The following is a 20,473-nucleotide window of genomic DNA, read 5'->3' on the forward strand; positions in this document are numbered from 1 at the left end:
TTAACAACTTCATTCTAACTCTTAGTTGAACAAATGTAAATATACTTTTGAAATTTTGTTCATTCTTTTTTAGAAGGAATCTCTTGTAGTAAATAAAGTGCATTCTAACTAAGAAACAATTCATATATATAATGAAAACTTTTATATTAACAATGGTAGTATGTATCTCAATATCCATAATTATTTTTAAAAAGGCCATTTGTATTCAAAAACACTCCCATAATTCATACATAGTAAAATAAAAGGCTTTCTCAAAATTAAAATCTTGAGAAAGCCTTTTATTTCTAATCTTTTTGATAATGTAACAATTCCTTCGCCGTATGCTGATCAATAATTAATACATTTGCATACCCGCCACGTAACGCACCATCAATTGATTTTATTTTTCTATTGCCACCAGCAACTAAAATAGAGCGTTTCTTCAATTTTAATTCTTCTAACTCAATCCCAATTGTACGTTGATTAATTTCTTCACTACTAATACTTCCGTCTCCATCAAAGAATCGTGAACAAATGTCACCGACCGATTGTTTTTTGAGTAAACTTGTTTCATCCTTATCGAAATAACCTAATCGGAATAATAGTGCTTCGTCTCGCACTGTCCCTACAGTGAAAATTGCAATATTTGCTTGTTTCCCCATTTCGATAATGTGATGAATATGTCGATCCTGCTCTACTAATTCCTTTGTCACTGCATTATCAAATATTACTGGTAGTGGTAAATTTCTTGGCGTCGTTTGAAAAGCATCTGCAAATAAAGCAATGGTCTCATTCGCATATGTATTTACACTCGAATGACTAATACCACCTTTTAACTGGACAACTTCTACACCTTTTACATGTTGCGGTACGATTTTTCTAGCGATTTCATACATCGTCATTCCCCAGCTTACACCAACGATATCACCGTTTTTAACCGTCTTTTCCATATACTCAGCTGCATATTTACTAATATACTCTGTAATCGTTGCATATTCTGGCACTGGTGAAAACACAACATGTGCCTCTAACAAGTTGTACTTTTCTTTCAATAAATTCCCAACGTTATCTAAATCCGCAAATGGATCGGCTATGCTAATTTGAACAAATCCTTTTTCTTTCGCGTATTTTAATAATCTAGAGATCGTCGGTCTTGAAATATTTAATTTATTAGCAATTTCTTGCTGACTATAATCTGATTGATAATATAATCTTGCAACTTCAACGCTTAATTGTTGTTTATCTTTATCCATAGTAACTCATTACAAATCCCTTCCTGTATTTCCCTTTCGTTACAAGCATTATACAGCTTTATGCAAGAAATTTCGACTACCGAATTTTATCCACCTATACTTCTACACCACTTAGTATATACAATGAAACTTTATTGCGCTGCTTACTTTTTACACCCTTATAGGAGTTGGGCGCTTGTTTATAAGCGCCACTCCCCTTCTTTGATACACTTCCATTTGCTAGATTAATAAGCATTTCAAATGCCATAACACGATTTCCTAGTCCTATTGTTATTCCTCACTTTCCACTTGAAATATTTTATCATTGTAATATCTGTTTATTAACTATCATTTCTCTGAACACTTACTTTACTTCATTCATAAATAGTCTAACGTTTTCAGCGATTTCTTTGAATTTGGTATGGTGTAAATAATGTGATCCATCCATGGTTACTACTTTTCCGTGTACCGAGTCTTTGATCTGCCCTTCATGCAGAGGTATCCATCCTGCTACACCTTCATTATTCGCTTGTACAAAGAGAAGAAGTGGAAGATATTTAGGGAAGGTTAAACCTTGAGCACCTTTAAAATTAGACGAAATATGGTCCATCTCATTCAAAGTTGTGTCATTATACATGTTTTTATTCGAAATCATTTTCATTTGCTCTACGGTTTTTTCATCAAATGCCAGTCCAGCATAGGGGTCAGCACTGATTTTCATAGTCAATCTTAAGAGACCTGATTTTTTGAGATATGCAAACGTTTTTAATGGGAAATTGATATCCATACCCGGTTGTGTTGCAACACTGCTATCGATTCCGACAAATGCAGTCACCTCGTTTGGATATTTGTTCACATAATCAATTCCATAAATGCCTGTAATGGAGTGGCCCATGAGCATATATCTGTTAATATTAAGCTGCTGTAGAGCTTCATGAACTTCACTTACCATATTCTCCGTGGTTCGCTCTTTTACAGTTTCATCACTTAATCCATAACCGAAAGGCTCTACCGCAACAACTTTGTAAAATGGAGATAATTCATCGATAAGAAGCTTAAAATCAAGCCCTGGAGTAGCTGTTCCATAACCAGGCAGGAGCACGATGGTTTCCTCGCCCTCGCCTTGAATTAGCACATTCATGTTTTTCCCGTCTACAGATACGTGCTGCCCGTAGGGCACTATTCGTTTTTGCTCCGAATGACTACTCATCACATTTACGATATAAACAATACCTAAAAAAAGTACAATGCCTAGAACGATTGCTCCTATGATTTTAAGTAAGATGTTTCGCACTTTCTTTATTTTCATTCCACTCAGCGTTTTCTTTTCCTCTTGTTGTGTCACTGTCATCTTCTCCTGTCCTGATCTGTTTGTTTGCCTTCCTTCATGTGCCTGTAATGAAACCTTAACCAATGAAGATGTACTCCCCATGACGACAATATGAACTGAATATGAACGGTCAAAAAAATGCTACGGCTCTATATGCAAGTAAGCTTGCATATGAGTCGTAGCATAGAGAATGAATCTAACTAATCTGTTGGTGTAGTGATTGGCAAGGTGACAATGAAGGTCGTTCCTTGACCAGGTTCACTTTTCACTCGGATGTCACCTTGATGAAGCGACACGATTTGTTTAACGATAGCGAGTCCCATACCACTTCCGTCATACTTCCGACTGTGGGAACGATCGGCCTTAAAAAAACGCTCGAATATACGCTTCTGGTCGTCAAGGTGAATACCAATACCAGTGTCGGATATTAGGATTTTCACGTTTTTGATATCTTGTTTGATGCTTACGTTAATCACGCCGGCATCCTCGGAAAATTTGATGCTATTTCTGAGGATATTCGTCCATACCTGATTTAACAGGTCATGATCAGCCGTTACTTTAACTGTCTGTAAATCAAGCTCAAAATGTATATCGCGAGCAGACCATTGTGGCTGGAGTGCCACGATTATCCGTCGGATTTGTTCATCGAGGCTGAGCGTGACGAGCCGCAGTTGCTTTGACTGCGATTCAAGCAAACTCAGTTTTAGCAGGCTATCGCTCATTTTGGACATCCTTTTCGCTTCAGCGATGATAATATCAAGATAACGGCTTCGTTCGTATTCTGAAAGTTCAGCTTGCTTAAGCACTAGAGCATAACCAGATATCGAAGTGAGCGGAGACTGAACCTCGTGTGACACGTTCGTTACGAATTCCCTGCGCATCTGCTCCAGTTGCTGCAGATCGTGCATCATTTCTTCGAAGCTACGAGCCAAAGTACCCAGCTCACTCGTTTGCTTAATATTCAACTTGACGTTGAAATCTCCAGATGCTATCCGCTTGGTCGCTTTTGTCAGCTTTTTGATCGGTCTTACCAGGAATACAGAGGCAACTAGAATCAATAAGCTTCCTGCAATCAACGAACATGTTGCAAAGACCAATGCCCACTTTATGACAAAAGAGGCTGAAGGAGGGGCGAGCGATTCCAAAAATATCGCTTTCGTTCCCATTTCCGTTTTCAACGGCAACCCTAAGAGGACCGTGGCAATACCATTAGGAGTGTCCTGAACAACACCTCCATCTAATACTTTCTTTAGTTGCTCCATCGTCACAGGCGCAGGTTTGTGTCCATGAAGTTTACCGTAAGACTTGAACTGACCCGTTGCTTCGTAAATTCGAATATAATAAGAATCGAGCTGCTTCATTTCACTTACGAACAAGTCCGCTTCATGTAACGGAAGGGTCTTGTAAATCCGGACGATGTCTTGGCCAAAGTTACGTAAGTTGATTTGAGCATTTTCGTTCAATTTATCTTCGAATATCCAAGTTGACACAAAAAAAGAAATGATCGTGCCCCCGATGATGGAGACTAAAAATGTCAGGATAACACGTATATATAAGGATCTGATCATTCATAAACCTCAAGCCGATACCCAAGCCCGCGCACCGTTTCGATCCGAAAATCGGGTGTTGTCGCGAACCGTTCACGCAGCCGTTTAATATGTACGTCAACCGTTCGATCATCTCCGGCGTAATCGATACCCCAAATCTGATCGATCAACTGCACGCGCGTATAGACTTGTCCGGGTGTTCCAGCGAGCTTATACAATAATTCGAACTCCTTTAGCGGCAATGTAAGCGACTCCGTCCCTTTCATCACCTTATAGGTCTGTCGATCAAGGATGATGTTCCCGAAATGGATCGTCTGCGTGGAGCCAATCTTGTATCGTTTGAGTAGTGCCCTAACACGAACCGTCAACTCTAACGGATCGAATGGTTTGGTTAAATAATCGTCCGTCCCAAGTTCGAAACCTTTCACTTTCTCCCAGGTTTCTCCTCTCGCAGTCAGCATAAGTAAAGGTAGATCAGGATTGGCTCTTCGGAGCTCCTTGATTAACGTCCAACCATCCATAATCGGCATCATAATGTCAAGTACGACAAGATCGACATTCGTTGAGATGTAGACGGCCAGTGCTTCCTTGCCGTCCGCTGCTTCAACTGTTGCGAATCCGTCGTTGCGTAGAAATAAACAGACGAGTTCGCGAATGTTCGCATCGTCGTCAGCAACTAGTATAGTAGGCATCGGTTCCCTCTTTCCCCTGTTTTCCACCGCATTATTTCAAGCAATCATTATACTATAAATTAACACGTATGTTGGTTAACCAAAGTAATACAGTTTCTTGATTTATCGACCTGTAGAATTCAAGTGTTTCTTTCAAACTAATTTGCTACTCAATTGACAAGGCTTCACAAAGAAACAGGCGTGTGAAACCTGCAAATGACAAGCGTTTGTTTTGTCGTATAATCTGTATATATTACCATATAATTACCTCCTGATTTTTGTATATTATAGTACTACATCGACACATAATATATAACTTTTTCTCATTGCTTCTTGAACTAATCTGCTCCGTTCAAGAAGAACCCTATTAATTTAAATAACTCAGATTTTAGCAAAATTAAATCAATTCAAATGATACCCACCTTTTAGTAATCTCAGAAAATTTCTTAGTCGCGAGTGCGGTTGGTTTTCTTATAGCTAATCCAATAGTTCGATAGCTATCACTTTCAAGTGGAATGGCTGTAAAAGAAATTTTTGATGTCGGTATAATCATTTCTGGCAATATACTAATTCCTAGATTATTCTCCACCATGGAGATCACTGAGTATTCATTCATATTTTCGAATCGAATATTGGGGCTAACTTTATTCTCCCTAAATATTTTTTGAATATCATCATAACACTGATATGTTGGCATAATAAAAGGTACATTTTCTATTTGTTGCATTGATACTTGGTTTTCCTTACATAATGGGGATTGGTTAGATACAACACATAAAAGTCGATCCCTCTTCAATTGTACGATTTCAAAGGATTTTTCAAATGATTCAAAGTAAGTACCATTATTAATAAATCCACAATCTAATCTCCCGTTTTGTAACCAATTCTCAACCTCAGCATAGTTTCCTTCCAGTAATTCGATTTCAATATTTGGAAATTTATCCTCCGTTTTTTTAAGAATACCAGGAATCCAGTTTTTAGAAACACTCGAACCCCCCCCCCACTCTTACTGTTCCTTTTTGGAACCCATTGATAGCGGCTACTTCCTGCTTCAGCATGTTGTTATAGTATAAAATTTTCCGAACGGTAATTAAAAGCTCCTCTGCATTTTTGGTCAATGTTAAAGTAGAGTGATTACGAATAAATAAAGGAAAGGAAAACTCTTTTTCCAAACTGCTAATTGCATGACTTACAGCAGATTGGATGAAACCTAACACTTCTGCAGCTTTTGTAAAACTATTGAGTTCTACCACTTTGTTAAAGTCACTATGGTCCTCCTCATGAATTTTATTCATGTTCCCATTATATTTCTTCGTTTTATTTAATGCCATTACCAAAATATAATAAGTGCATGCTCTATTATATGACCCTTGACAAGGGATGTATTTTTCATGGAAGGATGAAGTGCAATGCAAAAAATTTTAGTTACAGGTGCTGCAGGTAAGATTGGCCAGGATGTTACAAGGCCCCTAGATAAGCAAGGGAATTACCAGTTACGGCTAGCCGATATTAACTTATCTGCTTTAGAAACTTTTAAAGATACAAATCACGAAATCATATATTTAGATGTTTCTGATTTAGCTGCTTGTCAAGAATTTACGAAAGGTATAGATATAGTTATACACTTGGCAGGTAATCCTTCACCAAATGCTGATTTTTATGGCTCCTTATTAGAAAATCATATAAGGGGAACCTATAATATTTTTAGAGCTGCTAGTGATAATAATGTATCCAAAGTGATAGTTGCTTCCAGTGCTCAAACAATTGAAGGCTATCCTTTGGATTATCAACCACATGCTTATTCACCCACGAGACCCAAAAATATGTACGGGGTAAGTAAATGTTTTGCAGAGGCTGTTGCTTCTTATTTTGCTTATGAAGAAGGGTTACAAAGTCTTGCTATTCGTATAGGTGCATATGATGATTATAATCCATATGGTAAACCACTAACAGCTAGAGATATGAGTGCATACTTAAGCCCAGAAGATTTTATGGACCTTCTCTTAAAGTCGATGACGGCAAAGAACTTACCTCCATTTTCAATTTTACATGGTGTATCTAACAACAGGTTTAAACGAATTGATATTGAAGGAACAAGAAAGTTAGTTGGTTATAGCCCAAGTTCTGATGCTTTTGTACTAAGTGGTATTAAGTTCTTTGATTCTTGATAAAGGCATATCTAGAAAAGAGATTATATTATTGTTATTTAGCTTTTATGTGTTCTATTTTCAATAGCTACAGTTTCTATAATCATAAATATTCCAATTTACCCAGATAGAGCACACTATTCTTCTGTCTCATTTGCAGAACAGATGTTCTTTTCCTTTTCAACATAATAGATACCCCTTTAGACAATCATATCTAAAGGGGTAAAACCAAGCCATGTTCTGCTAAAACACTCGTTAGTTGAAGAACAGAACTATTATTCCCAGGCATAATCCCTATCACTTCTAATGTGTCCGTGTCCACAAATACAAGTGGTGCAGCAAGGTTATTATTATCAATTTGACCAAACATTACCCCAAGGCTACATTGATAAAACACATGGCAAGCTTATAGGTAAAATTACAAACCCGGTTCTCACAAAAACCAGGATAAAAAATAAACAGTAGAACTGGTCCACTGTTTATTTCAACACGCCTTCATGTAATTTTTCTGTATAATCTTTTACATCCTTCCAGCTATCTTTCGCTGTATGTAAATCCTCTTTTATAAACGCAAACTCTTCAGGGCTTATTCCTTTTACGTTTTGAAGTAAGTTATTATATTTTGCCCCTACTGTATACCACTGATTTGATATGTTTTGCAGTGCCGTAATTGCTGCATCGATTGTTTCAGTCATGTTTGTTGTTTTATTTTTTACATCTGTCAAAATTGCGACTTCCGCTTGCGCTCCAGAAATTCTATCTTTTAAATTGGCTATTTCTCTTTCTGCATTTGCGATATCTTTTTTCGCAATCGCAATCATCGGTCCGCCAGCAAGACATGTTATTAATGCTACGCAAAGTACACCACCCGCGATAACCATATCATTACTCTTTTTAATTGAATCGTTATATGTATTAATTTGTTGCTCTAATGCTGGAATACCAGCATTCGTACTCGCCAAAATCGAGGTTAATTGATTTGTGTCTTCTTTAAAACTGTTTGTATCTTTCGCCATTCTATCGCGAAAAGCTTTCAAATTACTTAGTAATACATCTACCTCATTTTGATTCTTTACAATATCGGCATACAATTTTTCTAAATCCGCTTTTAACTTTACGTTATCCTTTTGATCAATCGCTATTAACATGTCATTATAATACGCTTGAAAAGTATTATTGTAATCTATAATATTTTGATCCGTTTTCATAATTTGAGGCTTCATACTATTTAACCAATACGCCGCATTAATTTTTGCATCTCTTTGGTGCTGAATCATATTTCCTTTAAACTCACCATTAATCGAACTTATTTTACTCAAGTCAGTCTCTTGCTGATTTTGAATTAATTTTGCATATGAATCCATTGCAAATATGCTCGATGTCGTTTGTGCCATTACATCTTGGAATCCTGCTGGTCCGAGAGAATAGCTTTTCGCACTTTCTTGTAATGCTTTTACGTTTTGTTCTGCTGCAAAAGGGTGCAAAGGAAATGCATTACTCGTTGCCACCCCAGCAATCATTAGCGTCAATAGACATTTTTTATAAAAGCTTCTCTTCATACTTTTCACCTATTTTCTTTATAAGAATATAAAAAGCTCCTGCTCACAACTGAACAGGAGCTTCAACTCATCCATCAATACGTAACGCTCTAACGATTCGTATTTGATTATGCTTTTTTCGTATCTACTACTTTAATATCTTCCGCATAGATCTTTTCTGCATAGTCTTTAATGTTTTTCCAGCTATCTTTTGCAATGTTCAAATCTTCTTTAATGAAAACAAGATCGTTTGGACTAATTGAATCTACATTTTGAAGTAAAGAATTGTATTTTGATCCCATTGTGTACCATTGATTTGAAATATTTTGCAACGCTGTAATTGCAGTATCAATTGTATTTGTTAAATACTCCGTTTGTGTTTTAATGTTTGTTAATCCAGCTACTTCTAATTGAGCGGTTGTAACTTGTCCTGTTATTTTTTGAATTTCAGCTTGTGCATTATCAAGCTCTTTCTTCGCTAATACGATACCAGCTGTACCACCACCTACAGCGGCTGCACCACCTGCAATTAATGCGACCCCTAGCGGCGTTCCTGCACCTGTCGCAATAACTACTGCACCACCGATAATTGCAATTGGGCCTAGTGCTGTCGCCACTGATGAACCGATAATAATTGCATTATATTTACTAATTGCTTCATTGTACGTTGTAATTTGATTTTGCAGAAGCGGGATTCCTGCATCTTGACTTGCTAAAATAGATGTAATTTGATTTGCATCACCCTTAAAGTTTTGCGTATCAGACGTCATTTTATTTCGGAATTTCTTCAAGTCTTCTACTAACTGATCTACTTGCGCTTTATTTTCATTAATACTACTTGATAATCTAGTTAACCCTTTTGTAAGAGTCGCTTTATCTTTTGCATCTACCGCATCAACTAAAGTATCATAATAGTTTTGGAATTTCGTATTGTAATTGATAATATTTTGATTCGTTGAAATAAGCTGTGGCTTTAATACATCTAACCATTGCTTCGCATTTCCTCTCGCTGTATCTTGATGCTGAATGACTTTTCCTTTTAAAGCCGCATCAACAGATGATACATTACCAAAGTTAACATTACCTTGTTTAATAATTGTTAAAGCGTACAGATCCATTACTAAAGCATTTGAACCTGTTCTTTCCATTGCATCTTTTAAGCCTTCTGGTCCTAATGAGTATTCTTCATAGTCATTATAAGCTTTTGCTACCGCATGAACTGGAGCTTGTTTCACTGTGCTTTCAGCTGCATACGTATGGGCTGGCATGATGTTTCCTGCTGCAAATACTGCCATAAGTGCTGATAGAGCCATTACTTTATATGGTTTTTTTGTCATTTTTCTTCTCTCCCTATATCGCTAATTATTTTTTTGTTTAATGTACTTCAACGTTTGTAATGTAATCTTCAAATTGATTTGTTTGTTTATTCATTTCATCACTTACTTTTTTAATTTGATTGAAATGTTTTTGAAGTAAACTACTGTCTGTATATGTGCCTTCTTCAACATTCTTTTGAATTTGGATCATATTATTGTTTAAAACTTTCCAATCCGTTAATAACGTTTCTAAAGTTGTAATTTGACGATTGATTAGTTCTGTAAAGCTACTTACTTGATCTTCAACAAATGTAATTTGTGTCGCCTCTGCTTCAGTTTGTGATAACTTTTGAATAAGTGGTAGTAGCTCTTTTTGCTTTTGCTGAATGCGAAGAGCTGCTTCTCTCGTTTGACTATCGGCAGCATTTACAATTTCATTACTTAAAGTACCGATAGAAACGAAATCAATTGTTTTCGTCTGCGCAGTTTGATTTGTAATTGTAAATACTTGTTTACCGATATTAATAGAACCTTTAATAATTTCTTGAGGCCTGTTCAAAATAGTCGTTAATTCAGCTTGAATTTCCCCTTGAATTCTTTTAATATCTTCTCTTAATTTCACAATATCTCCACTTGATCCTTGTAGTGTTTTTATTGCTTCATCAGCTTTAATTGATAAGTTGCTACTATCTTTGTCTAATACCGTTTTAAATCGATTTAACTCTAATAAATCTTGCTCCATACTCTCTTGAATGCTTTGTACTTGTAATTGTAATTTTCCATATGCGCCTGTAAAATCTGCTTTTGCTTGTTCATCTTCATTTATGTTTCCTGCTAGTTCATAGAGTTTACTATAATAGCTATTAAATCGAGTGCTATATCTCATCATCTCTTGATTTAAATCGATTAGCTTCGGATTATATTCATCAATCCACTCTCGTACATTTGCCTTTGCAAACTTTTGATGATTCGTTAAGCTGCTCATCGCATTCACCTTAATGTCTGGCTGTTGTAAAATAACCAATCCGTATGCTTGTATAAGCGGTGACTGTGATCCTAACATTCTAATTGAATTGGATAATGTATTTGGAGCAATTACATTTTGTGCATATACTGTTTTCACTTCTGGTTGCCCCTCCTTAGCGTAAGCGCTTACAGGAATGAAGCAACTCGTAGATACTGCTGTAACCAATAACCCTGTAATTAAAGTTTTTTTCACTTTAACTCCTCCTATGTATTAGTAACTATTACTATCCCATTTTATTATTCTATTTTCTTGCACGTAATTTGAGATGGTTAAAATAGAGAACGTTCTCACCGTGATTCATGTACGAACCATCTCTCCCAACTTTTATTGCTACAGTACTTACTTATTGTTATAAAACATTTCATATGTGATTAGTATGAATAACATTGTATAAAATTTCTATTTTATAGCCATTTCCACATTCACACAGTGAATATATTACATAAAAATATTATTCATTTTAAACTAAATAACGTACGTAAATATGAAATTCCGTTTTGTTTTCATGTAAGTTTTGTACTGTAAGGTCATTTAAACACAGCTATTTATATAACGTAAAGAAGTATTTTGATTCCCTTTATTTTCAAGATTCTCTGTCCTTATTTCAAAATATAATCCACTTCACTTTCCCGATGAAAATATCCATATGTAACAACAAAAAACACTACTTACTTACAATCGATAAAATTATACTAATATATCTTTTGAACCCGTATGCAATTATGCATAGTATATACATAAAAGGGATAGCTTCAATTTCTTGAAGCTATCCCTAAAAATCTTCTTATTTTTTCAAATGATATGGAACTGTCGTAATAACAACATTTCTTTTATAGAGTAAATACGCACGTATGAGTAAACTAGATTGATTATGAAGAATGTTATGCCAACCTTTTTTCGGTATGAACTGTGGTATAACGACCGTAACTCGGTAATTTGATTCACTCGCTTTATATTGCACTGTATCAATAAACTTTGTTAGCGGTTGAATAATACTTCTATAATGAGAATGTAAGGTAACAAGTCTTACTTCAGGTTGCCACTTCTTCCACTTCTCTTCAAATTTCTTTTCTTCTTCTCTGTCAAAAGCAACATATACAGCGATAACTTGATCTGCAGAAAGAGCCTTCGCATAGTTCAATGAATTTTCCACCACATGAGTCATACCCGCTACAGGAACGACAATTACATTTCCCTCAATTGGAACAAGTGGTTCACAAGTTTTTAAACTTAATTGATCACCCACTGCATCGTAATGCTTCTTAATTCTATGGAACAAGAAGATGATGGCAGGTAAGAAAATAAGGATCGACCAAACTTGTGCAAACTTAGTTAAAAAGAACATGCTCATTACGATAAAACTAATAACTGCACCAATTAAATTGACCGTTAATCTCAAAGCCCATCCTTCAGGTTTTTCACGAAGCCATTTTAATACCATACCACTTTGAGAAAGTGTAAATGGAATAAATACACCTACTGCATATAACGGGATTAAATGTTCTGTTTGTCCTTGGAAAGCTACAATTAAAATAATCGAAGCGATTCCAAGTATAATAATACCGTTTGAGTAGCCTAGGCGGTCTCCTCTAATCGTAAACATTCTCGGAATAAACTTATCTTTCGCAAGGTTAACTGCTAATAGCGGAAATGCAGAATACCCTGTATTAGCAGCAAGAATTAATATTAAAGCTGTTGTACCTTGTATGAAATAGTACATGAAATTACGTCCAAATGTTTGTTCAGCAATTTGTGAAACAACTGTTACTTCTTTACTTGGATTAATTCCATAATAATAAGCTAAAAAGACAATTCCTGAAAATAAAACTGCAAGTAATGCCCCCATTGCAAGCAATGTTTTCGCTGCATTGTTAGGTGCAGGATCCTTAAAGTTCGGAATTGCGTTAGAAATCGCCTCAACACCTGTTAAGGCAGAGCTTCCTGAAGCAAATGCTCGTAACAGTAAAAACAAACTAATGCCTGCAACTGGCGTTCCAATCGGCGTGTGTAAGGCCTGCGACACGTGACCAGTTAAAATATTGTATATCCCTACCCCAATTAATATAAATAGTGCTAGAACAAATAAATAAACAGGATATGCTAAAACGGAAGCTGATTCCGTTACCCCTCTTAAATTTAATATCGTAATTAATATAACAAATACAACTGCAATAATTACACTATGTGCATGTAAGCTAGGAAAAGCAGACGTGAGCGCATCTGTACCTGCAGACACACTTACTGCAACAGTTAAAATATAATCGACTAATAAAGATCCTCCAGCTATTAACCCTGGATTCATCCCTAAATTTTCTTTTGATACAACATACGCTCCTCCGCCATGCGGGTAAGCGAAAATAATTTGGCGATAAGATAAAATAAGAGCAGTTAATAACACTAATACCCCAACAGCTATCGGAATGGAATACCAATAAGCTATTGCTCCAAGACCTGCTAATGCGATTAATATTTGCTCTGGTCCGTATGCGACCGATGACAATGCGTCAGAAGATAAAATGGCTAGCGCCTTCGTTTTATTAAGCTTTTGCTCTCCTAACTCAGTTGATTTTAACGGCCTTCCAATTAAAAATCTTTTGATTGATGAAACCACTGCTGTCCACTCTCCAATAATTTTGTACGAACTTTTCTGCTAGTTACAGCGGATAAACTATTTTTTCAGAAAACAAAAAATGTCTACAAGCCATAACGAAATAGACTTGTAGACATTATTTTTTTTGTCGCACAAGCTCCACCTTCCTTCTCAATATAACGCTTACGAGGTTAGCTGTCGGATTCGGGCCTATGAGTAGCCCTACCTTTTTAAGGATTCACCCCATTGGATTAAGTAATAATCCATAAGAACGGGTCCCCCGTACCATGCGGTTTCAGCGATTTAGAAAATTGAAACTGTGGATTATAATACTCCTTTATTTTCAAAATGTAAACAAAAATTTTGAAAAAGAAAAAATTTAAAATGATTGCGCATAATCCGCTGATAAATATACATAATGAATATTAAAAAATCGATAAAGGAGACCCATATGTCTAAAGAAAAGAAGCCTATTTTTTCCGATTCCTATTTAGATGCATTAGCAAATGAAATTAATCAATTATACGATAAACGTGAACAGGAAATAAATTTGACAGATAGAACGAAAAGAAATAAATAAGTTGTCATAAAAAAGAAAGCAATACACTTATATATTGCTTTCTTTTTTATTTTTTCATACATCCAATTCTATTGCTGATTTGTTAAAGGTCCTTTCTTCATACACCTTTAAATTTTGATATACCGCACCCAATAACGGCGCTTCTATAGAAAATTGTTCTGCTGCATCTAGTAAATATCCTTGTAAGTGCTTCCCTTCAATAGACGAACCTTTTTCCATATCCCGCTGCATCGATGACTTCATATCATACGAAATTTTATCAATTGTTTTCATATGTTCCTGGGCAATATCTTCCTTAACTGGTGCCCCTATATATTTCATAATTTGCACACATTCTTCAAATAAGTTTTGGATAAAATCACGTCCACCTTCACTTTCGCGAATCGGTCCTATTGGTGCACGCATTAATGTTGTCACACCTGACATTACAGTAATAAATAAATATTTATGCCACATATCTTGTGTAATATTTTCACTTAAAACAAAACTAGATTTCGTACCTGCAAATGCTTTAGCAATATGCTTTATTCTCTCTGAATCTTGAGGCTTCATTTCTCCAAACAGAAGTCTATTGGCAGCGCTAGTTTGTACAATTTCTCCTTGATCGTTTAACGTCGTCTCGATAAAGCATAAACCGCCAATCACTTTCTCCACGCCAAATTCTTTTTGTAATAGTGATACATGAGCAATACCATTTAGCAATGGAATTATGGCAGTATTTTCACCTACAAACGGCTTCAAATCTTGAATTGCCTCGTTTAAGTGATACGCTTTTGTTGAAAATAGAATAACATCAAACGGAGAAGTTCTATCTTCTTTCGTTATTAATTTCGGTTCAAAGGAAAAATCCCCGTTAACACTACGAATAACAAGTCCCGTTTCCTCTAATTGCTGTTTTCTTTTACTGCGGACAAGAAACGTCACATCTTCCCCTTTTTCGACTAATCGGCCACCAAAAAATCCTCCGACGCCACCCGCTCCTAATACTAAAATACGCATACAAACATCCCCCTTTTCAAAATACAATTTTATAACATTTAGTATACATAACATTATACATGTCCCCTACTAAATAAGCTGAATTTTCATTCTTAATCAAGTGTAAAACAGTGGTTATTTTCAAATAAATTTGGGCATGTTGTTTTTATAGCATATATGAAAGGAAACAATGTAAATGGAGGCAATACAAACAATCGAGGAAAAAGATGTAACAACAGCTATATTTCAATTTATATTCCCGTTTTCTTTTAAAACTGGATATGAACAAAATATGTTCCCTTTCTTACAGAAAAATGATTTTCGCCCTTTTCGACTCGATCATCTTGAAAATGAAAATACATACTACGGAAAGTTTCAAGTTTCGCATCAAAATATGGAAGCATACTATCTTTCATTTACAAATAAAATTCTATTTCCTCACTCAGAGCATCAAAAAGGATTACAGCGCTATTCTAAAGACCTTAACTTAACTGGACATTTAACAACAAATTTGATTTCTGTTCCATTCAAGATTCATTCTATTGACGTAACACTTTGTCCTTATGAGCTTGGCTTCTTAACAATTCGAACAGAAGTAGAGTCCGCTCCAAACATAACATTATCAGAAGCAATTGAATTCGCCGCTCGCTTCCGTGTACTTGAAACTAAAAATGATACAAACGAGACTATCTGTATTGAATGTAATGGAAAAAAATATTCACAAGTAGAGAAGCTCATATTCGGCGATTTATTTCATGGCTTAACAGACTTCTTTGAGAACAAAAGATTGCGGAGTTCTTACTTCCAAACATTCCCCTTCTTTGAAGATCAACGAATGTATGTACAAACTTTATTATCCATAAGCAAAGAGTCAGACCTTCATGTAATCGATGTATACCGAGCTTCCAGTCTTTCCGGATTAACAGACGATGGTAAGCCGTATATTAGCGCAAATAATGTTCCTTATATTCAAGATTATTTAATAAAACATTCTTATCAAAGATGGGCTCCTAATCGCTACTTTATTATGGAAGAACATATTTTCACATGTATAACAAACGAAGGTGAACACGAATTCGCTAAACTTGCTAGTCAAATGTACGGGGAGTTTTATTACGCTTTGTTATTAAATCTATTTCATAAAGTTGTTTTATTAAAAATGGCAAACGCTTATGCTGAGCTTAATATTGAACAAGATACAAATGAAATAGAGAAATTAATTTATTCAATCAATTCATTTACAGCGAATTACTTTTCTTTAGAGCTAGTATCCCAATCACAGAGTGAAGATATTTTCTTCCGCTTAAGAAATCTATTTAACATTGAGGTACTATACTCGAATGCAAAACAAAATCTTGATAGTTTGTTTAAATATCAAGAAAACGTCGCTTCTAAAAAAGATAGCCTTTTACTATTAATTTTAACGCTATACTCTGTAGTAGGCCAAATGTTAGGATTTACAATGATTGATCTTTTAAGAAACACCGATTCAAACAAAATATCGTCGCCACTTGAATTTTTCGCTCTTTTAATAGCAATTAGCGGCATAGCCATTTCATTTATTTTAGGTGCGCAAAGTTTATACCAATGGAGTCTACAACTTAAACAAAGAAAATCATGGGTAAAACAAACTGTACTTTCTGCTGTGAAAGAGAAAGATGATAAGAAGTAAAGAAGGTCATTTTCAAATTACAAATACGTGGTACGCTTCAGTAAATGAAATTTTTATCAGCGATTTTCCAAATATATCGACTTACCGACAAAAAAGCAGAACCGGACAATATAAAAAAGGTACTCCACCATAAAGTTTGGAGTACCCTTTTTTATTACACGAATTCCACTTACTTCCCTGCTTCGATTTTCTCTAATGCAGCAGCTACTTGCTCTTCCGTTAATTCATGTTGTATTACGTAGCGGTTACGTGGGCTTACACGACATTCATGAGAACATGCGCGTAAGTGTTTCGCTTCGTTTTCTTCAGAACATAAAATTTTCTTGTTACATTCTGGATTTGAACAGTTTACATAGCGCTCACAAGGTTCACCAGTAAAGTGGTCTTTACCAACAATAACATGTTCTTTTTGGTTTACTGGTACAGCAATACGCTCATCGAACACGTAACATTGTCCATCCCATAGCTCACCTTGTACTTCTGGATCTTTTCCGTACGTTACAATTCCGCCGTGAAGCTGACTTACATCTTCATAGCCTTCTCGAACTAACCAACCAGAGAATTTCTCACAGCGAATTCCGCCTGTACAGTACGTTAAAATCTTTTTGCCTTCAAGTGTTTCTTTATTTTCTCTAATCCAGTCTGGTAATTCACGGAATGATTCAATATCTGGTTTAATCGCACCTTTAAAGTGACCTAAATCAAACTCATAATCATTTCTTGCATCAATGATAACTGTGTCTTCTTGTTTCATTGCTTCATAAAAATCTTTTGGCTCTAAATACTTCCCAGTTACTTCGTGTGGGTTGATGTCATCTTCTAGACGAAGTGTAACTAACTCTGGACGAGGACGTACGTGCATTTTCTTGAATGCGTGTCCCTCTTCTTCATCTATTTTAAATACGATACCGTCAAAGCGTGGATCGTTGTTCATTGCTTCCATGTATTTCTCTGTTTGTTCTACAGTACCAGAACAAGTTCCATTAATACCTTCTTTAGCTACAAGGATTCTTCCTTTTAACTCAAGTGAATTACAAAATTCTAAATGCTCTGCAGCGAATTCTTCTGGGTTTTCAATTGTTGTGTACATGTAATATAGTAATACTCTATATGGTTTTGTAGTTGCCAATGTATTTCTACCACCTATCTAATTTTTAAAATCATGTATAAGTTAACGTTCATATCAAAACATATATAATAAGAAAATGAATTCACATTTTCTTCTCTTTATACTATTTTCTATCAGTTAACAAAAATAAAAAACAAGATTACACATCAAAACACTATGGTTAAGTTGTAATCCCAATATATTATATATCATACAAATGCAATTCCATCAATGAATATGCTGTATTATCGGCTTTATGTTCACATAAATTTCAAAAACAGCCCTTTAATTCATTATGTTTCCCCACGCCATCACACCATAAACTCCCAATTTTTTATAACACCACACCATCCATTGCATAAAGGCATATAATTTGCACTAAGGAAACATTTATGTTCAAATAAAAAATATCATCTCATACATTTAAATGTATTGAAATAATGTGTAAGAATAAATACAATAATTTCATCAAGTTAACATTTCAAAGGGGAAAACTACTATGAATAAAGATATAACAAAAGATGAACAAGTCCCTTCTCAAAGTACAACTGTTCAATCAGCACACTTAGCTTTAAGTGGCGAAACGAAAGGTTGGAAAAGACTGTTACCGTTTTTAGGACCCGCTTTTATCGCGTCAGTTGCTTATATTGACCCTGGTAACTTTGCTACAAATATCGCAGCTGGTTCACAATATGGATATTTACTATTATGGGTTATATTCGCTTCTAACTTAATGGCAGTATTAATTCAAACTTTATCAGCTAAATTAGGAATTGCTACGGGAAATAATTTACCTGAAATCGCTCGCGAACACTTTCCAAAACCTGTGTCTATTGGCTTATGGATTCAAGGTGAACTCGTTATTATGGCTACAGATTTAGCTGAATTTATCGGGGCAGCACTCGGATTGTATTTATTATTTGGAATTCCGATGTTACCAGCTGCTTTAATTACAGCAGTCGGATCATTTATTATTCTTGAGTTTCAACGCAGAGGATTTCGTCCACTAGAAGCTATTATTACAGGGATGATTTTTATTGTAGTAATAGCATTTGGGATTCAAGTTTTTTATGCAAAGCCAGAATTAAGCCCTCTACTTTCAGGACTTTTCATTCCAAAATTCCAAGGTGTAGACAGTATATTACTGGCAGCAGGGATATTAGGTGCAACAGTTATGCCACATGCAATCTATTTACATTCTGCATTGACACAACGCCGTGTGGTCGGTACAACTGACGAACAAAAGAAAAAGATTTTCCGTTTTGAATTTATCGATATTATTATTGCAATGGTTATCGCTGGAGCAATTAATGCGAGTATGTTAATTGTTGCTGCTGCACTATTCTTTAAAAATGGCTTGCATGTTGAAGATCTTGATGTTGCTTTTAACCAGTTCAGTACTTTAGTCGGTCCAGTATCGGCTGCTTTATTTGGAATTGGGCTCTTATCAGCAGGACTATCTAGCTCTTCTGTCGGTACAATGTCAGGTGATATTATTATGCAAGGTTTCATTCGAATGCATATTCCGTTATACTTACGCCGCTTTATTACAATGATTCCACCATTAGTTATTATCGCTTTAGGTGTAAATCCAACTTACGCTCTAGTCATGAGCCAAGTCGTCTTATCATTCGGTATTGCTTTTGCATTAGTACCACTTATTATGTTTACAAGCAATAAAAAAATTATGGGTGCGCTCGTCAACCACCGCATAACAACCTTTATAGCTTGGATCATTGCTGCACTTGTTATCATTTTAAATATTTTCTTACTGTATCAAACATTTGTAGGATAATAGAAAAAGGTATTCCAATAAAACTGGAATACCTTTTTTCATTACCACTTATGTATGTACCTCTTTCTGGCATTATCGCACCTTTCTCAGTTCGAAAGTAAAGTGGTAATCCTTCCGAACAAAACATGCTCACCTTGGATGGATCCTGCCTTTGATGATGAATATGTAAATGCGGCTCACTTGAACTTCCAGAGTTACCGACTTGGGCAAGAACCTCTCCTTCATTTACATGTTGTCCTTCCCTCACTTTAATTGATCCTTTTTTTAAATGGGCAAGAATCAAAAATGTCCCTGATTCATCTAGTCGTAAATAAATATGATTCCCCGCCATTGACTGAAAATCATCCTCTCCTGGAACTACATCTATTTCATCATTATTGATAGATACAACTGTTCCAGAAGCTGGTGCCATTACTTTCGCTCCATATATTCCATAATCCCCTAAATTACTACTTTTCACTTCAGCAGGCGGAATAAGAATATCATATGCCCATCGTTCATTTGGTTTTATAACATGATAGTTCGTTTCTAATCGATCACCGCCCCAGCCCACTAATGTTCGTTCATTCAAAGGAAAGCGAACGACTGCTTTAGGACTCATAGATTGTACATCTGCTGGGTAAGCAAGTCCCCCTATATTAGCAAACCATCCTAAAGGCCAAGCTCCAATTATAGAGAAAAGAACGATGAAGAGTATTGTTCTATCTATTCGATTTCTGAAAATTCCTTTCCACAAAAATAGTAATACTGATCCTATCAAAATAAAGATTGATACTAAGCTAAAGGCTTGTAAACCCCACCAAACAATGACTGATATAACACCATGTGCTAAATAAACTACACTCCAACTTATAATTAAAAACGCAACTAAAATTACTAATACATATTTCTTCCACATGCTGTATCCCCACCCTCATATCTTTGTTCTACATGATACGAAGTGAAAATTACGACATATAAAAG

Annotated in this window: 16 protein-coding genes, 2 pseudogenes and 1 riboswitch; of the genes and pseudogenes, 4 read left to right on the top strand and 14 right to left on the bottom strand. The window is 35.5% G+C overall.

All coding sequences use genetic code 11. The features are described from left to right. Nucleotides 1–284: 284 nt before the first annotated feature. The 6 genes and pseudogenes from KVT31_RS07065 to KVT31_RS07090 form a co-directional block, all read right to left on the bottom strand. Nucleotides 285–1,232 (bottom strand): DNA-binding transcriptional repressor DeoR, encoded by a 948-nt coding sequence (locus KVT31_RS07065; protein WP_088096013.1) that lies wholly within the window; start codon nt 1,230–1,232, stop codon nt 285–287. 153 nt (nt 1,233–1,385) lie between these two features. Next, nucleotides 1,386–1,500: pseudogene (locus KVT31_RS07070) on the bottom strand (Holliday junction resolvase RecU); the annotation flags it as partial. 75 nt (nt 1,501–1,575) lie between these two features. Further along, the gene (locus KVT31_RS07075; RefSeq protein ID WP_088096211.1) at nt 1,576–2,556 is read right to left on the bottom strand and encodes an alpha/beta hydrolase; all 981 of its coding nucleotides are present in this window, start codon (nt 2,554–2,556) and stop codon (nt 1,576–1,578) included. Between the two features lie 185 nt (nt 2,557–2,741). Continuing rightward, the gene (locus KVT31_RS07080) at nt 2,742–4,109 is read right to left on the bottom strand and encodes a sensor histidine kinase (RefSeq protein ID WP_088096011.1); all 1,368 of its coding nucleotides are present in this window, start codon (nt 4,107–4,109) and stop codon (nt 2,742–2,744) included. Next, nucleotides 4,106–4,780 (bottom strand): response regulator transcription factor, encoded by a 675-nt coding sequence (locus KVT31_RS07085; RefSeq protein WP_088096010.1) that lies wholly within the window; start codon nt 4,778–4,780, stop codon nt 4,106–4,108. Before KVT31_RS07085 ends, KVT31_RS07080 begins: the two co-directional genes overlap by 4 nt. 376 nt (nt 4,781–5,156) lie before the next feature. Next, nucleotides 5,157–6,054 (bottom strand): annotated as a pseudogene (locus KVT31_RS07090) (LysR substrate-binding domain-containing protein). Between the two features lie 114 nt (nt 6,055–6,168). Between KVT31_RS07090 and KVT31_RS07095 the strand changes: the two are divergent. Continuing rightward, nucleotides 6,169–6,927, top strand: a complete 759-nt coding sequence (locus KVT31_RS07095; protein WP_088096009.1) for an NAD-dependent epimerase/dehydratase family protein — start codon at nt 6,169–6,171, stop codon at nt 6,925–6,927. Between the two features lie 193 nt (nt 6,928–7,120). Here KVT31_RS07095 and KVT31_RS07100 read toward each other — a convergent pair whose 3' ends face one another. From KVT31_RS07100 to KVT31_RS07120, 5 genes are all read right to left on the bottom strand, one after another. Next, nucleotides 7,121–7,276, bottom strand: coding sequence for a hypothetical protein (locus KVT31_RS07100; RefSeq protein ID WP_170930129.1), 156 nt, complete (start codon nt 7,274–7,276; stop codon nt 7,121–7,123). 109 nt (nt 7,277–7,385) lie between these two features. Further along, complete coding sequence (nheC, locus tag KVT31_RS07105) at nt 7,386–8,465, bottom strand: non-hemolytic enterotoxin NHE subunit C (protein WP_088096008.1); 1,080 nt, start codon at nt 8,463–8,465, stop codon at nt 7,386–7,388. Nucleotides 8,466–8,572: 107 nt separating this feature from the next. Continuing rightward, entirely contained in the window at nt 8,573–9,781 is a 1,209-nt protein-coding gene (gene nheB / locus KVT31_RS07110; RefSeq protein ID WP_088096007.1) for a non-hemolytic enterotoxin NHE subunit B, read from the bottom strand. Between the two features lie 37 nt (nt 9,782–9,818). Continuing rightward, nucleotides 9,819–10,979, bottom strand: coding sequence for a non-hemolytic enterotoxin NHE subunit A (gene nheA / locus KVT31_RS07115; protein ID WP_088096006.1), 1,161 nt, complete (start codon nt 10,977–10,979; stop codon nt 9,819–9,821). A 592-nt stretch (nt 10,980–11,571) separates the two neighbouring features. Further along, nucleotides 11,572–13,398 carry an APC family permease gene (locus KVT31_RS07120; protein ID WP_088096005.1) on the bottom strand — a complete coding sequence of 609 codons (1,827 nt, stop codon included), beginning with the start codon at nt 13,396–13,398 and terminating at the stop codon, nt 11,572–11,574. A 144-nt stretch (nt 13,399–13,542) separates the two neighbouring features. Further along, nucleotides 13,543–13,688, bottom strand: a riboswitch (cyclic di-AMP (ydaO/yuaA leader). Between the two features lie 140 nt (nt 13,689–13,828). Between KVT31_RS07120 and KVT31_RS30580 the strand changes: the two genes are divergently transcribed. Then, nucleotides 13,829–13,957 (top strand): hypothetical protein, encoded by a 129-nt coding sequence (locus tag KVT31_RS30580; RefSeq protein ID WP_255260280.1) that lies wholly within the window; start codon nt 13,829–13,831, stop codon nt 13,955–13,957. Between the two features lie 54 nt (nt 13,958–14,011). Here the strand turns inward: KVT31_RS30580 and panE are convergent, their stop codons facing one another. Next, the gene (gene panE / locus KVT31_RS07125) at nt 14,012–14,956 is read right to left on the bottom strand and encodes a 2-dehydropantoate 2-reductase (RefSeq protein ID WP_088096004.1); all 945 of its coding nucleotides are present in this window, start codon (nt 14,954–14,956) and stop codon (nt 14,012–14,014) included. Between the two features lie 175 nt (nt 14,957–15,131). Between panE and KVT31_RS07130 the strand changes: the two genes are divergently transcribed. Further along, nucleotides 15,132–16,607 (top strand): hypothetical protein, encoded by a 1,476-nt coding sequence (locus KVT31_RS07130; protein ID WP_088096003.1) that lies wholly within the window; start codon nt 15,132–15,134, stop codon nt 16,605–16,607. A 169-nt stretch (nt 16,608–16,776) separates the two neighbouring features. Here KVT31_RS07130 and trhO read toward each other — a convergent pair whose 3' ends face one another. Further along, the gene (trhO, locus tag KVT31_RS07135) at nt 16,777–17,736 is read right to left on the bottom strand and encodes an oxygen-dependent tRNA uridine(34) hydroxylase TrhO (RefSeq protein WP_088096002.1); all 960 of its coding nucleotides are present in this window, start codon (nt 17,734–17,736) and stop codon (nt 16,777–16,779) included. A gap of 478 nt (nt 17,737–18,214) precedes the next feature. Between trhO and KVT31_RS07140 the strand changes: the two genes are divergently transcribed. Beyond that, nucleotides 18,215–19,510, top strand: coding sequence for an Nramp family divalent metal transporter (locus KVT31_RS07140; RefSeq protein ID WP_088096001.1), 1,296 nt, complete (start codon nt 18,215–18,217; stop codon nt 19,508–19,510). On the opposite strand, the gene KVT31_RS07145 is transcribed toward KVT31_RS07140, so the two are convergent. Next, the gene (locus KVT31_RS07145; RefSeq protein WP_088096000.1) at nt 19,467–20,408 is read right to left on the bottom strand and encodes a M23 family metallopeptidase; all 942 of its coding nucleotides are present in this window, start codon (nt 20,406–20,408) and stop codon (nt 19,467–19,469) included. The genes KVT31_RS07140 and KVT31_RS07145 overlap by 44 nt on opposite strands. Nucleotides 20,409–20,473: the final 65 nt, after the last annotated feature.

Source organism: Bacillus sp. GbtcB14 (assembly GCF_019091205.1).
In the GTDB taxonomy this organism is placed as follows: Bacteria; Bacillota; Bacilli; order Bacillales; family Bacillaceae_G; genus Bacillus_A; species Bacillus_A cereus_AG.